Here is a 15,004-nt window from a genome sequence, read left to right on the forward strand (position 1 = left end):
TTATCGTGGTCCTCTACTACCTCCCCCGTTGAAGGATCCGCCTCCACCAGAAAAATTAGATCCTGAATTCCCAAAATTAGTAGAACGATTTTGTTGATAGAATTGATCTCTGCTTGAATTTTGAAAATCATTATTATTCGGCCGAGTATATTCTATATTATTGTTTCTACGAGGTTGCACTCGCTCCTGCGGATACGAATTATATTGCTGCTGATTTTGAATTTGTTGCTGCTGAGTTTGTACAGGATTAGTTCTTTGGTTGGAAAAATTACCATTGTATTGATTTCCTGAATTTCTTGAACCACCACCCATGTCGTTATTTCTGTTTCCTCCAAAATCTTCTCGAGGTCCCCGAATAACCCTTCTAACAGGTTCAGTACTTTGGTTAAATGAGTTATAATTATTGTAATAACCCGAACCATTGTAATAATAACCATTATAACCTCCTAAATATGAATAATAATTGTATGGGCTATAGAATGGAGAATTAAGCATGGAATAACTAGGCATATAATACCTGTAAAAAGGATCATAAAAGGAACTATAAAAAGGGTCATATCCATAGAAAGAATTATAGCCAAAGCTTGAATAAGGATAATAATTGGCATAGGCACCATAAAAATAATTATTTGACCACATAAAACTCAAACTTGGCCCCATTCTAAATGGAGAATAACCAAAATTTATATAAGGATTAGAATACCAATTATTCCACGGATTACTCGTAAACATTCCATTTCTGTAACCATCGGAATATCCTTGATCATACGTATTTGAATACACAGATCTTGAGTTTAAAAAATTTTGAGATTTGCTGGCTAAACCCTCCTCCTCTTCAATAACAATTTCTTCAGATGAATTATCTTGAGCATAATAATCAGATTGTTGCTTCTTTTTCTTTGAAGAACTTAATACTACCTGGGTATCGTATAAATCATCAGAAACATACGATTTTTGTTTCGCACTTGCATCAGGCGAAACCTGAACAGTAATACAGGATTGAATCCCAAAGATTCCAATCATTAACCAAAATAAAATGAGATAATTTTTCATAGTGGAAAGATTTAAATGAAAAAAAATAGGGTTTTAATGATATCTTTGTAAACAAAATTTACAAAGTCAAATCTAAGTATTATTAACGAAAAATTTGACATTTTAGTTCGTCAAAGCAAATAATTTTATGAGTAAATCACTGCCTTCAAGATCGGAAAACTATTCAGAATGGTATAATGAATTGGTAAAAAGAGCCGATTTAGCAGAAAATTCAGCCGTAAGAGGCTGTATGGTTATTAAACCTTATGGTTTTTCAATATGGGAAAAAATGCAAAGAGCATTGGATGACATGTTTAAAGAAACTAGTCATACAAATGCTTATTTCCCTTTATTTATCCCAAAATCTTACCTTTCAAAAGAGGCATCTCACGTTGAAGGGTTTGCAAAAGAGTGTGCAGTAGTAACTCATTATCGCCTAAAAAATGACCCTAATGGTGGTGGGGTAATTGTTGATCCAGAGGCGAAATTGGAAGAGGAGTTAATCGTTCGTCCAACTTCTGAAACTGTGATCTGGTCGACCTACAAAAACTGGATTCAATCTTATAGAGACTTGCCTTTATTAATTAACCAATGGGCCAATGTGGTTCGTTGGGAGATGCGTACGCGTTTGTTTTTACGTACTGCAGAGTTTCTTTGGCAAGAAGGTCACACTGCGCATTCAAGCAAACAAGAAGCAATTGAAGAAACCGAACAAATGCTTGAAGTTTATGCCAATTTCGCAGAAAATTTCATGGCTGTTCCTGTAATCAAAGGAATAAAAACTGCAAATGAACGATTTGCAGGAGCTGAAGAAACTTATTGTATTGAAGCCATGATGCAAGATGGAAAGGCACTTCAAGCAGGAACTTCTCACTTTTTAGGTCAAAATTTTGCTAAGGCGTTCGACGTAAAATTCTTGAACAAAGAAAATCAACAAGAATTTGTTTGGGGAACATCTTGGGGAGTTTCGACTCGACTGATGGGCGCCTTAATTATGGCACATTCAGATGATCAAGGACTTGTTTTGCCTCCAAAATTAGCTCCAATTCAGGTGGTAATTGTTCCAATTTTCAAAGGTGAAGAACAATTGAACAACATCAAATCTAAAATTGATCCAATTGTTAAAGAACTTCGTTCAAAGGGTGTTTCTGTAAAATTTGATACAACAGACAATCAAAGTCCAGGTTTCAAATTTGCAGAATATGAATTAAAAGGTGTTCCTATTCGTTTAGCAATTGGCAATAGGGATATTGAAAATGGTACCATAGAATTGGCAAGAAGAGATACAAAATCTAAGCAAAGCATGCCATTTGAAGGTATTGTGGATTCAGTAGTCAATACATTAGATGAAATTCAACATGCGATTTACCAAAAAGCATTAGATTTCAGAACTGAAAATACTCATCAGGTAAATACTTGGGAAGAATTCCAGATTCAAATTGAAAAAGGTGGCTTTATCTCGGCTCATTGGGATGGCACTTCAGAAACGGAAGAACAAATTAAAGAATTAACCAAAGCTACTATCAGATGTATACCTTTAGATGCAAAAGAAGAAGTTGGAACTTGTGTTTATTCGGGTAAGCCTTCTGGTAGAAGAGTTATTTTTGCACGCGCATATTAATTATGGCAGTCAGATAGTAATTTTATCAATTTACTTTTATTTAAAACTAGTAAATTGCAGGGGGTAAGGGGAATGCATTTCCCCAACAAAAAAACAATTGAATTTCCTATCAGTTAATTGATAAAATTGTAAATAGTAAATCGTTAATTGAGAATTGAAGATTAGAAAATTTCAATTCTCAATTTTCGTTTTTTCACCTATTTCATCAATTCCTTTAAAACTAAAATAGTTCTATCTACCTCCTCTTTTGTATTATACGAAGCAAATGAAAATCGAATCGCAGCCCCTTGAGCACTAGGATTTAAAGCGGTTAAAACATGTGAACCAATAGATGTTCCACTCGAACATGCAGAACCTCCTGAAGCAGAAATTTTAGCAATATCTAATTGAAACAAAAGCATGTCGCCATCTGCAACATTGGGAAATCGAACATTTAAAACCGTATAAAGACTATTATCAACCTCACCAGAACGGCCATTAAAGGTCACATTAGGGAAATTGGACTTTAATTGATTGATAAAATATTGTTTTAAATCTTTGATGTGGCTTTGGTGCTCTTCCATTTCAGAATACGAAAGTTCAAGTGCCTTGGCCAAACCAATCATACCGTACACATTTTCAGTTCCTCCTCTTTGATTTCTTTCTTGGGCTCCACCATGCAGTAAGGGATGACAAAGAACACCCGATCGAACATATAAAAATCCTATCCCTTTAGGTCCACCAAATTTATGTGCTGCACCTACCACAAAATCTACAGGCAATTCCTGTAAATTGTGTACAAAATGTCCCATGGTTTGAACTGTATCTGAATGGAAAAGGGCTCCATATTGCCGACACAAATTTCCTACCGCCACTAAATCCAATAAATTACCAATTTCATTATTTCCATGCATTAAACTAACCAATGCCTGGTCTGGATTTTGTTGCAAAAGTTCTTCCAAATGAATTAAATCCACATCCCCTTGTGCGTTTACTTTTACCCATTCCAATTTAACTAGTCCTAACTTTTCCCATGCCTCTGCCGTATGAGAAATTGCATGATGTTCGATTGGACTTGTTATTATTACCTTTTTGCCTCCATACAAAACAGCAGATTGAAGCACTGTATTATCAGCTTCGGTACCTCCTGAAGTAAAAAATATCTCTGCAGGGGAAGTATTTAATAACGTTGCAACAGTTTTTCGTGCTTTTTCAACGGCAACTTTGGCTTTTCTACCGTGTGAATGAATGGATGATGGATTAGCGGTAAAATCCTCAAAATAAGGCTTCATTTCTGCCCAAACGCGAGGATCAATAGGTGTAGTCGCCGCATTGTCGAAATAAATGGGCGAAATATTTGATGAAGTGTTCATATACTATAGATTGGCAATTTCTTTGATTGCCTGTACAATTTGTTGTGCAAGTGTATTTGCCTCAACTTCAGAAGAAGCCTCCGCATATATTCTAATAATAGGTTCTGTGTTTGATTTCCTCAAATGAATCCAACCTTTTTCGAAGTCAATTTTAACTCCATCAATGGTATTTACTTGTTCATTTTTATATTTTTCAGCGATACTCGACAAAATCAAATCAACATCCAAGGCCGGAGATAATTCAATTTTATTTTTCGACATTACATAATGAGGATAAGAAGCTTTTAAATAAGACGCAGAACAATCCTTCTCAGCTAAAAGTGTCAGAAATAAACCAACACCAACTAAAGCATCTCGGCCATAATGAGATTCTGGGAAAATCACGCCCCCATTTCCTTCCCCACCTATGATGGCATTTTGTGCCTTCATTTGGTTAACTACATTTACCTCTCCAACAGCTGCAGCAAAATATTGTCCGCCATGCTTAAGCGTTACATCACGTAAAGCACGTGTTGAAGACAAATTAGAAACAGTATTTCCTTTCTTTTTCGACAAAATATAATCTGCAACTGCCACCAAAGTATACTCTTCTCCAAAGGCTGTTCCATCTTCGCAAATAAAACAAAGTCGATCCACATCTGGATCCACCACCACACCCAAATCATAATTTCCAGCTTTCATTTTAGAAATCATTTCAGTCAGATTTTCAGGAAGCGGTTCTGGATTATGAGCAAAATGTCCTGTTGGTTCACCAAACAACACATCCACCTGGTCAACACCCAAAGCATTCAACAATTGAGGAATAACAATTCCTCCAGAAGAATTCACAGCATCTACAAGGACCTTAAAATTTTTGGATTTGATTTTCGGAACATCAACCCATGACATTTCTTTTACATGGTCGATATGCTTTTGCAAAAAGCTATCATCAGAAATAACTTTCCCTAATTTCAACACCTCAACAAAGTTAAAATCTTGTTTTTCGGCGATATCTAACATGGCCTTACCATCGCCATCAGAAATAAATTCACCTTTAGAATTTAATAATTTAAGGGCATTCCATTGAATGGGGTTATGACTTGCGGTAATAATAATTCCACCTGCAGAATTAGTCCAAGGTACTGCTAATTCAACCGTGGGAGTTGTGGACAAACCAATATCCAATACGTCCCAACCTAATCCTACTAAGGTATTACTGACCAAAGAGGATACCATATTTCCAGAAATTCTTGCGTCGCGACCTAATACAATTTGATTCGAACTCGGATTTGTTCCTTTTAACCAAGTGCCGTAGGCGGCAGCAAAGTTTACTACATCTACGGGGCTCAAACCTTCACCAGGTTTACCGCCAATTGTACCTCTTATTCCAGAAATTGATTTTATTAAAGCCAAATTTGTATATTTATGAAAACAAATTTACAAATTAGTAAATTAACATAAAACCTATTTAACAAAAGCTTTGAGAATGGATTCCAATCTCCTTGAAGATTTATTGCAAAAAATGAAATCCTTAAAAATTGCCGTATTGGGCGATTTCGCATTGGATTTTTATTTTAACATACAAACCCAAACGAGTGAAATCTCCATTGAAACCCAAAAGGAGGTTCATCACGGATCTAAAACGCGAACTTATTTGGGGGCAGCAGGAAATGTTTGTAAAAATTTAGCACACCTAGGAATTCAAACAACTGCATTTGGCATTATTGGAAATGATATTTTTGGCCGTGAAATTATTCATCAAATGAATGATTTGGGCATCAATTCTAAGCAAATGTTAATTTCTAATGAAAAGGAAACTTCTGTTTATTCCAAGCCTATTGAAGGTACAATTGAACAAAATAGAATTGATTTTGGAACAACAGAAAACATTCCTGATTCTATCTTACAAGATTTGGTTTTACAATTTTGTTTACAAATCAATAGCTATGATGGCGTTATTTTAAATGAACAATTTCTCAAACCTTTGTTAAGCCCAAGTGCTTTTGAACAAATACAAGTAGAAATAAAGCAGAACAATAAATTTGCGATAGCGGATCTAAGAAGTCAAGGTGCTTTGGCAAAGGATGTCATTCTTAAAATCAATTGGAATGAATTTGCCAACCTAACTAATTGTCCAGAAGATGCAATTGATAATTTGGAGGATATAAAAAAATACTTAAACTCACTTTTACAAAATAGAAGTAAAGGTATTTTACTAACACTTGGAGAAAAAGGTATTATTTATGCGGACAAAAAGACCTTTGTGATTGATAAAGCCATACCAAGCAAGGGTGAAATTGATACCGTGGGTGCTGGAGATATGGTAGTGGCTGCATTTACGGCTGCAATGCTTGCTGGGGCAACCGAAATAGAAGCTTGCCAATTTGCCAATTTGTGTGCTCATATAAGTATTCACAAAATTGGAGAAACTGGAAGCGCCACAACTTTGGAAATTATGAATTATGAATTATGAATTATGGAAAAAGAAATATTAAAAAATCTACAATCCGAAATTAAGAATTACACGGAAGAAAAATTACTTCCCTTTTGGATTCAACGTACAATTGACATAGAAAAAGGGGGGTATTTAACCCATTTTGATGAGTTTGGAAAGGATTCAGGAACCGATGAAAAATCATTGATTGCCCAAACAAGATCCGTTTTTACTTATTCTCAGGCATATCGACATGGATTTGGAGGCGAAATAATGAAGTCAATGGCAGAGCACGGAGTCAAATACCTTTTGGAAAAAATGTGGGATGCTGAAAACGGTGGATTTTATTGGATGATGGATCGTGCGGGGAACCCAACAAACAAACAGAAAATAGGATATGGACATTCTTTTGCAATTTATTCCTTAAGTGAATACACCTTAGCTACGGGTGATCCCATTGGTTTAGAATACGCGGAGAAAGTCTTTGATTTGTTGCAAAAATATGCTGTAGATACAAATTATGGTGGTTATTGGGAATTTTTCTCTGAGAAATGGGAACTGATGGGTCCAGGAGCAGCCGGAGGTGACAGAAAAACACTTGATGTGCACATGCACCTCATGGAAGCATTTACAACACTTTACGAAGCCAGTGGAAAAGAAATTCATCGAAGAAAATTAAAAGAATCGATCGAAATCTTAATCCAAAAAGTGATGCATGCTGAATATGGAACAGGAATTCCACAATTTTGGGCAAATTGGCAAGTAGCACCTCAAATAAAATTCGATGTAGTTTGGGGATGGGACAGATTTGCCGAAGGTGGTCAAAAGGCTTCATCAGAAGATAACACCTCTTACGGTCATAATTCAGAATTTGCTTGGCTGTTATTGCATGCCCTTAAAATTGGCAAATTTGATACAAATGAGTTTAAAACAAACATTGAAAAAGCCTTTTATCATTCTCTGAATTTTGGAGTAGATTGGGAGTTTGGAGGGGTATTTGTGGAAGGGTCACATGCAGGTGAGGTTTTTGACAAGGAAAAAGAATTTTGGCAACAGGCAGAAATGCTTATTGGAATGTTAGATGCGTATTTATTTACAAAAAATGAAAAATTCCTTGAAGCCTATCAATGCATTCATCGTTTTGTATTCGATAAAATGATCAATTACAAAACAGGGGAATGGTGGCCTTTGATGACCCGAGAAGGAGAACCTATTTGGCGCCACATGTCACATTCTTGGAAAATAAATTACCATAACGTAAGGTCAATGATTTTATCGTTTGAAAAATTAGGACAAATAATAAAAGAAGACTAATGAAATTTATTGGTAAACTACCCTTTTCTTTTTGGATAATAGTGGCTGTTGGCTTTTCGCTTTATTATCCAACTCCCTTCATTAGTATAGGAGATTATAAATTAAAAGGATTAATTATTCCCCTCTTACAAATTATCATGTTTGGTATGGGGTCAACTATGGGAGTTGATGATTTCAGAGAAGTGCTTAAAAGTCCGAAGTCTGTATTTTTAGGAGTATTTTTCCATTTTTTCATCATGCCATTGGTAGGGTTTTCCTTGACGAAAATATTCAACTTCCCGAATGAAGTTGCTGCAGGAATCATTTTAGTTGGATCTATGCCATGTGGATTGGCATCCAACGTGATGTCGTACATGGCAAAAGCTAATGTTGCCTTGTCTTTGACATTAACTTCCATTTCTACCTTATTAGCACCATTTTTAACTCCGCTTTTACTTAAAATTTTAGCAAACCAATTGATTGAGATTAACTTTTGGGAAATGGTATGGGAAATATTCAAGCTAATTATTATCCCAATCTTTTTTGGTGTGATTTACAAAAAAATAATCGGTGAAAAATGGAATGGACTTCAAAAACATTTATCCACCATCTCAATGTACAGCATTGCATTAATTATAGTTATTATTACAGCGAATGGTCGTGATTCTTTGTTAAAGGTGGGGCCTTTATTAGTGGTGGCCTGTTTAATACATAACTTGTGTGGTTTCTTTTTTGGATATTTCGGCGCCAAATTAACTGGACTCCCAGAAAAAGATGCTCGGACAATTGCCATTGAAGTGGGCCTTCAAAATTCCGGATTAGCCTCCGGCATTGCAATGTCCTTAAATAAAATTGCAACCTTAGGACTTGCCCCTGCTATATTTGGTCCATTGATGAATATTACAGGAAGTACTTTGGCAACTTATTGGAAAAGAAAATGAAACCGCCCCCGGCGCTTTGGGCCACCCCCTCCTTTTGAAGGAGGGGGCTGGGGGGAGGTTAAAACTTATAACTATATGAAAAAAATACTTACAATTTGCCTTACATTGGCATTTGCTCCCCAATTTTCACAAGCCCAATGGGAAGTGATGAATCCGTTAAATCCCGCACAAAAAAGACACGAAAGTACTTTTGTTGAATGCGATGGAATTTTTTACAGCATGGGGGGAAGAGGAAAAAGGCCTGTTGAAGCCTATAATTTAAAAGAAAACACATGGAAAATTGTGGCCGATGCTCCCATTGAATTCAACCATTTTCAGGCTGTGTCCTACAATCATGAAATTTATGTTTTAGGTGCTTTTACAGGAAATTATCCACATGAAAAACCTATTCCAAATGTTTTAATTTTTAATACAAAAACTAATACTTGGAGAGAAGGTGTAAAAATCCCTGAAAACAGATTAAGAGGTTCCGCAGGGGTTTTTGTTAGAGGAAATAAAATCTACATGGTTTGCGGAATTTTAGATGGTCATTGGGATGGTCACGTTGCCTGGTTTGATGAATTTGATCCGCAAACCAATGAATGGAAAGTTCTTCCAGATGCACCAAGGGCAAGAGATCATTTTCAGGCAGCTATCAAAGGCAATAAGGTTTATGTTGCTGGAGGAAGAAGATCAACTGCATCAAGTGGAAAGGTTTTAGATTATACCATTGGTGAGGTAGATAGTTACGATTTCAAGACCCAAAAATGGACAACCTTCGAACAAAATTTACCTACCACAAGAGCTGGAACTGCTTCTGTGATTGCCGGGGATAAATTAATTGTTATGAATGGAGAAAGTATCCGACAAACACCTGCACATAATGAGGTTGAAGCATTAGATTTAAAAACAGGTCAATGGAGCCGTTTGCCTAACTTAATTCAAGGTCGTCATGGAACAGGAGTCGTTAAATACAAGAAATATTTATACGTTGTCTCTGGCTCAGCCAATAGAGGTGGTGGACCTGAATTGAGTGAAATGGAGAGATTGAGCTTGTAGTATATTAAACACCTTATTTTCTGAACAGAAAAAATAAATTCCATGCGGATTTCTTTTGAAGAAATGGTACAAACCATTCAAAAAGCCTTTGAATTGGCAGGCTTAAGTCCCGAAAAAGCCCGCAAATGCGCTACTATTCATGCTGAATCGAGTCGAGATGGAGTGTATTCTCATGGCTTAAATCGAGTTTCTCGGTTTATCGATTATATCCAACAAGGATGGATACATTTAGAAGCCGAGCCAAGCTTGGAGATTCATTTAGGTGCCATTGAAGTCTATAATGGAAATTTAGGTCCAGGCGTATTGAATGCTTCTTTTTCCATGCATCGCGCTACGGAAATAGCAAAACAATATGGCTTAGGATTAGTGGCTTTGAATAATACCAATCATTGGATGAGAGGTGGAACTTATGGTTGGCAAGCCGCTGAAAAGGGTTTTATTGGTATATGTTGGACAAATACGGAATCTTGCATGCCATCTTGGGGAGCAATGAATAATAACCTTGGTAATAACCCATTTGTGATTGCTATTCCAAGAAAAGAAGGTCATGTGGTTTTAGACATGGCCATGTCACTTTATTCCTATGGCAAATTGGAAGTTACTCGTCAAAAAGGACAAAAATTACCTTATGCAGGTGGATTTGATGCCCATGGAAATTTAACTGACGATCCCGCAGCGATTGAATTGACAAGGCGAATACTTCCTACGGGTTATTGGAAAGGTTCTAGTTTAGCAATCGTTTTGGATTTATTGGCAGGAATCCTTTCAAAAGGGAAAACGACTGCCGAAATTGATAAATTTGGAAAAGGAAACAGCGTGGGATTAAGTCAGGTTTTTCTTGCCATTGATCCTTTGAAAATCGCAGATCAGAATTTTATCGACCAATCATTGTTGAAAACTATTGAACATTTGCGAAATTCCACTTCGGTCAATGAAACGGGAGAAATTCTTTATCCAGGAGAAAGGTCATTGCGAACTCGCCAAGAAAACCTACAGATGGGTATTCCCGTAGATGAAACGATATGGGAAAAGGTGCAAAAATTGGCAAACAAGCAATAAAAACCCTTCTTGCCTATTCCCTATTACCTATTACCTATTACCTATTACCTATTCCCTATTCCCTCTTACCTAATACCTATTATTACATCAATCCAAAGCTCTTCACAGCTGTTTCAATACTTAAATAAGCATCTTTTGGGAAATCATGCTCAATGAAGTAATGTTCTAATCCACCAACTGCAGCAGCAGCAAAAACAGGCTTATAATCTAAAATTCCTGTCCCTAAAGGAAGCATTTCTTTAAATTCTGCAGAGAAATCTTTCATGTGACAAAGTGGGAAACGACCTGGATGTTTCTTAAATAATGCTGGGATATCTACTCCAGCCTTAAATGCCCAACCTAAATCAATTTCAAATTTCAATTCCTCTTTAGAAAGTTCTTTAGCAAACACATCAAATGGGCGCGCTCCTTCTACTTCCTTAAATTCTGCGTCGTGGTTGTGAAAACACAGGGTTAATCCAGCTTTTTTAGCAAAAACAGCAGATTTTTTCAAAACTTCTACCGACTCATCGACTTCCTTTCTTGTTTCAATGGGTGTATTTGCACAAACAATGTATTTAACTGATGTGCCAGCTAGAGAGGCTACAGCCTCCTCTGCATTATCTCTTAAATTATTAATTTTTGGAAAATTTGTAATTCCAGCAGATTTTGTCACACTTGGTTTTAAGGGAGCACCCAATACATGATGCGAAACCCATTTCATGCCCATAGACTGAATAGTTGCATCAAATTCCTTGGCTGACATCCCATAAAAACCAGGTAAAAAACTAAAGGCGGATTCTATCTCTTTAACACCTAAATCTGCTAACTTTTGAAGAGTTCCTTTAACATCCTTATCAATTTGACCAAATAATGTAAATAATTGTAAACCTGGGACCCTTTTTCCCGCAATTATTTTGGAATCATTAAACTTAGTAACAAACGGAGCTAAGGTCAATAAAGATGATTTAGCTAAAAAATCTCTTCTTTTCATGTAAATAGATTTAGGGTTAAAAATTTGTTTAGAGATAATAGTACAATAATAATGTATAATATTGATACAATAAAGAAATTTCAAAAAAATATTATATTGCAGGTATTATTATAATTTTCGAATGAATAAAATATCTGTCTTAGTTGTGGGTTGTGGAAACATGGGGGCCTCCCATGCTACTTCCTACCATAATCATCCTGATTTTCAAATTGTTGGATTAGTTTCTCCTGGAAAAAGCAAAGAAACCTTAAATCAAAAACTTGGTGGAACCTATCCCCTTTTCGACGATTTTTATACTGCACTTTCTCAGACAAATCCGAAAGCCGTTTGTATCTCGACTTATCCTGATACCCACGAAGCCTATGCCATTGCAGCAATGGAGGCTGGCGCAGACGTATTTATTGAAAAACCTGTGGCTGATACTGTAGAAGGTGCACAAAGAGTTGTTGACACAGCCAAACGATTAAATAAAAAATTGGTTGTTGGTTATATTTTACGTCACCATCCATCTTGGATGAAATTCATTGAGATCGCACATCAATTAGGAAAACCCTTGGTAATGCGAATGAATTTAAATCAGCAAAGTCACGGATTTATGTGGGATGTGCACAGAAATTTGATGAAAAGTTTGAGTCCAATAGTAGATTGTGGGGTTCATTACATTGATGTAATGTGTCAGATGACCCGCTCCAAGCCATTAAAAGTTTCTGCAATTGGTGCACGTTTAACAGAAGATATTCCAGCTAGAAATTATAATTATGGCCAATTGCAAATCCACTTTGAAGACGGATCAGTGGGTTGGTATGAAGCTGGCTGGGGACCTATGATATCACAAACAGCATATTTTGTTAAAGACGTATTTGGCCCAAAAGGTTCAGTCTCAATTGTTGCGCAAAACGCTTCCTCAGAGGGTAAATCTGATGATGTTGACTCTCATACTAAAACGGAATCACTTCGCTGGCATCATTCTGAAATTGATAATAAAAATGAATTCACCAAAGATGACACTTGGGTAAGTATGACCGACGAACCGGGTCATCAAGAGCTTTGCGACCGAGAACAAGCTTACTTCCTAAAAGCCATTCAAGAAAATATGGATTTAACTGATCACATGGATGATGCGGTAAATAGCCTCCGCATTGCATTTGCTTGTGACGAGTCGGTTAGAACGGGAGAAATAGTTAAATTATAAAAAAAGCCCGGCAGTTGCCGGGCTTTTTTTATAAATACTTTTCCACCCACTCCATTACTTCCTTATAATGAAACCTAGAATTTTCAGGTTTTAAAATCCAATGATTTTCCTCTGGAAAAACTATTAATTTAGCAGGGATTTTCAAACGTTGGGTAATACTCCAACTGGTCAAAGAATTGTTTATTGGAACTCGGAAATCATTTTCACCTACTGTATAAAGAATTGGCGTTTTAAAATTAGCCGCAAACCGCATAGGATTTTGTTCTTTCCATGTTTTAGTTGGTACCCAAGGTGCACCACCATTCATCAACTCTCTGCCCCAAATAACATCTGATGTACCCCATTGTTCCTCAGAATTCATTAAACCCGCATGTGATACCAAGCATTTGAAATGAGTTGTAGTTGCCTGCATCCAATTGGCTAGGTGTCCGCCGTAACTTGCACCTCCTGCAGCTTGCCTACTTTCATCAATAAAATTAAATCGCTTGATTGCATCCTTTGCAGCATCTAAAATTTCTTGTCCGGGGCCTTTAAATGGATCCAATTGGATATCCTGAGCAAATTTCTCTCCATACCCTACAGAACCTGTATAATCCGTCATCACAATGACCATTTTATCAGATGCCAAAACATAAGGATTCCAACGGTATCCAAACGAATCTTTAAAAGAACTTGCCGGTCCACCATGCATCAATACAAACAATGGATATTTCTTATTGGGATCAAAATGAGCAGGTTTTAACAGTACTGAGCGAATATTTTTTCCTCTAGATACCGTCCAAAATTCCTCTGGTCTAGCTAAATCTAATTTTGCCAATGCTACATCATTCGCCTTTGAAAGGGCACTCAATTTATGACTTTGAAAATTAAAGGTAAATACCTCAGCCGGAGCATTTACTTTTTCGAAATTATAAGCAATTTGATCACCTGCCTCATTTACTGAAATAGAGGAAATTGCTCCTGAATTTTCTCCCAAAACCTTTTGCACTTCTCCTTTCTCCCAATCAATTTTCACCAATCGATCATATCCTTTATCCTCAATGCTTAATAGAAAACTATGTGGGGCAACTTCAAGCGCATTAATTGGTCGATCCAAACTTGCTGCCAATTCTGTCCTATTCGACATACCTGGATAATCAAAACGATACAAATGATTTCCATAATAAATCTTATTGGTTTTTGCGTTTCCGAGTCCTAATAAATAGTTACCATCGCGAGAAAACTTGATTTGAGAGTAATCTAACTCATCATTTATTAATAACTTCTCTACTGATTTACCATTTAAAGAAATAGTATAAATTTTACTACTTGGATTTTGATAAGCAGCAGTGTGCTGGTCGGTTGAAGCGGTAAAAACGACTTCAGTACCATTAGGAGAAAATTCAAAACTCCCCAAGGCAAAGCCGGGACCTTTTACTAGAGAACAGTTTTCAAATATATTTTGAGTTTTGCCACTCAACACATCCATTACAAACAAATGATTTTGCTTTTCGTCTAACCATTGATCAAAATAACGAACGGGAAATGTCGTAAAAACGCGAGCCTTGTATTTGATTTTCTTTTTGTCATCAGCCATTTTTTTACTTAATGAATCAGTAAATGCAGTTGGAAATACCTTTGACTGAAAAATAATTTTATTACCAATTGCATTTATTTTAGGTCCAGAAACACCGGTTGATAATTTGGTTAAACGCTCTGCTTCTCCCCCATTTTCCAAAGACAATTTATACAATTGCCCTGCTTCATCTCCTTCTTTTTTTGTTACAAAGAAAATTGCTCTCTCCTTGGGGTGCCAAAAGTAATCTGACTCAGCTGCTTTCGAAAAAGTAATTTGACGAGGTTTTTCTGAACCATCTGTCTTAACCAAAAACAAATCACTCGTATTTTCTTCTGTATTGTAAAAAACTTTTCCTTGAGAATATATTACCCAATTGCCATCTGGACTAATTTTCGGAGCTCCAACTCGAGCCATCCCAATCATATCTTCATGAGAAATGATTTTCAAATTTGAATTCTGAGCAATTACCGTTTGTGTAAAAAGTAAAAGAATGCAAATGAAGTGTACGATTTTTTTCATAGTTTTAAGTTTG

At 36.3% G+C, this 15,004-nt stretch carries 12 protein-coding genes; 7 read left to right on the top strand and 5 right to left on the bottom strand.

Going from position 1 to position 15,004, the window contains the following annotated elements; translation table 11 throughout:
• Nucleotides 1-1,053 (bottom strand): hypothetical protein, encoded by a 1,053-nt coding sequence (locus EOJ36_RS10385; RefSeq protein WP_127805087.1) that lies wholly within the window; start codon nucleotides 1,051-1,053, stop codon nucleotides 1-3.
• A gap of 127 nt (nucleotides 1,054-1,180) precedes the next feature.
• On the opposite strand from EOJ36_RS10385, the gene proS reads away from it, so the two are divergent.
• Complete coding sequence (proS, locus tag EOJ36_RS10390; protein ID WP_127805089.1) at nucleotides 1,181-2,653, top strand: proline--tRNA ligase; 1,473 nt, start codon at nucleotides 1,181-1,183, stop codon at nucleotides 2,651-2,653.
• A 197-nt stretch (nucleotides 2,654-2,850) separates the two neighbouring features.
• Here the strand turns inward: proS and EOJ36_RS10395 are convergent, their stop codons facing one another.
• Together EOJ36_RS10395 and glmM are read right to left on the bottom strand one after the other, a co-directional pair.
• Nucleotides 2,851-4,005 (bottom strand): cysteine desulfurase family protein, encoded by a 1,155-nt coding sequence (locus EOJ36_RS10395; protein ID WP_238944474.1) that lies wholly within the window; start codon nucleotides 4,003-4,005, stop codon nucleotides 2,851-2,853.
• 3 nt (nucleotides 4,006-4,008) lie between these two features.
• Complete coding sequence (gene glmM, locus EOJ36_RS10400; RefSeq protein ID WP_127805091.1) at nucleotides 4,009-5,397, bottom strand: phosphoglucosamine mutase; 1,389 nt, start codon at nucleotides 5,395-5,397, stop codon at nucleotides 4,009-4,011.
• A gap of 109 nt (nucleotides 5,398-5,506) precedes the next feature.
• On the opposite strand from glmM, the gene EOJ36_RS10405 reads away from it, so the two are divergent.
• From EOJ36_RS10405 to yiaK, 5 genes are all read left to right on the top strand, one after another.
• Entirely contained in the window at nucleotides 5,507-6,457 is a 951-nt protein-coding gene (locus EOJ36_RS10405; RefSeq protein WP_164847895.1) for a bifunctional heptose 7-phosphate kinase/heptose 1-phosphate adenyltransferase, read from the top strand.
• Between the two features lie 3 nt (nucleotides 6,458-6,460).
• Nucleotides 6,461-7,732, top strand: a complete 1,272-nt coding sequence (locus tag EOJ36_RS10410) for an AGE family epimerase/isomerase (RefSeq protein ID WP_127805095.1) — start codon at nucleotides 6,461-6,463, stop codon at nucleotides 7,730-7,732.
• Complete coding sequence (locus tag EOJ36_RS10415) at nucleotides 7,732-8,652, top strand: bile acid:sodium symporter family protein (protein WP_127805097.1); 921 nt, start codon at nucleotides 7,732-7,734, stop codon at nucleotides 8,650-8,652. The genes EOJ36_RS10410 and EOJ36_RS10415 overlap by 1 nt, the downstream gene beginning before the upstream one ends.
• A 75-nt stretch (nucleotides 8,653-8,727) precedes the next feature.
• On the top strand, nucleotides 8,728-9,690 hold the full coding sequence (locus EOJ36_RS10420; RefSeq protein WP_127805099.1) for a Kelch repeat-containing protein: 963 nt from the start codon (nucleotides 8,728-8,730) through the stop codon (nucleotides 9,688-9,690).
• A 42-nt stretch (nucleotides 9,691-9,732) separates the two neighbouring features.
• Nucleotides 9,733-10,749 (top strand): 3-dehydro-L-gulonate 2-dehydrogenase, encoded by a 1,017-nt coding sequence (gene yiaK, locus EOJ36_RS10425; protein ID WP_127805101.1) that lies wholly within the window; start codon nucleotides 9,733-9,735, stop codon nucleotides 10,747-10,749.
• A gap of 82 nt (nucleotides 10,750-10,831) precedes the next feature.
• Here yiaK and EOJ36_RS10430 read toward each other — a convergent pair whose 3' ends face one another.
• Nucleotides 10,832-11,722 (bottom strand): sugar phosphate isomerase/epimerase family protein, encoded by an 891-nt coding sequence (locus EOJ36_RS10430; protein WP_127805103.1) that lies wholly within the window; start codon nucleotides 11,720-11,722, stop codon nucleotides 10,832-10,834.
• Between the two features lie 121 nt (nucleotides 11,723-11,843).
• Between EOJ36_RS10430 and EOJ36_RS10435 the strand changes: the two genes are divergently transcribed.
• Nucleotides 11,844-12,914 carry a Gfo/Idh/MocA family protein gene (locus EOJ36_RS10435; protein ID WP_127805105.1) on the top strand — a complete coding sequence of 357 codons (1,071 nt, stop codon included), beginning with the start codon at nucleotides 11,844-11,846 and terminating at the stop codon, nucleotides 12,912-12,914.
• A 28-nt stretch (nucleotides 12,915-12,942) separates the two neighbouring features.
• Here the strand turns inward: EOJ36_RS10435 and EOJ36_RS10440 are convergent, their stop codons facing one another.
• Complete coding sequence (locus tag EOJ36_RS10440; RefSeq protein WP_127805107.1) at nucleotides 12,943-14,991, bottom strand: alpha/beta hydrolase family protein; 2,049 nt, start codon at nucleotides 14,989-14,991, stop codon at nucleotides 12,943-12,945.
• Nucleotides 14,992-15,004 lie beyond the last annotated feature (13 nt).

The organism is Sandaracinomonas limnophila, from assembly GCF_004005965.1.
GTDB lineage: Bacteria > Bacteroidota > Bacteroidia > Cytophagales > Spirosomataceae > Sandaracinomonas > Sandaracinomonas limnophila.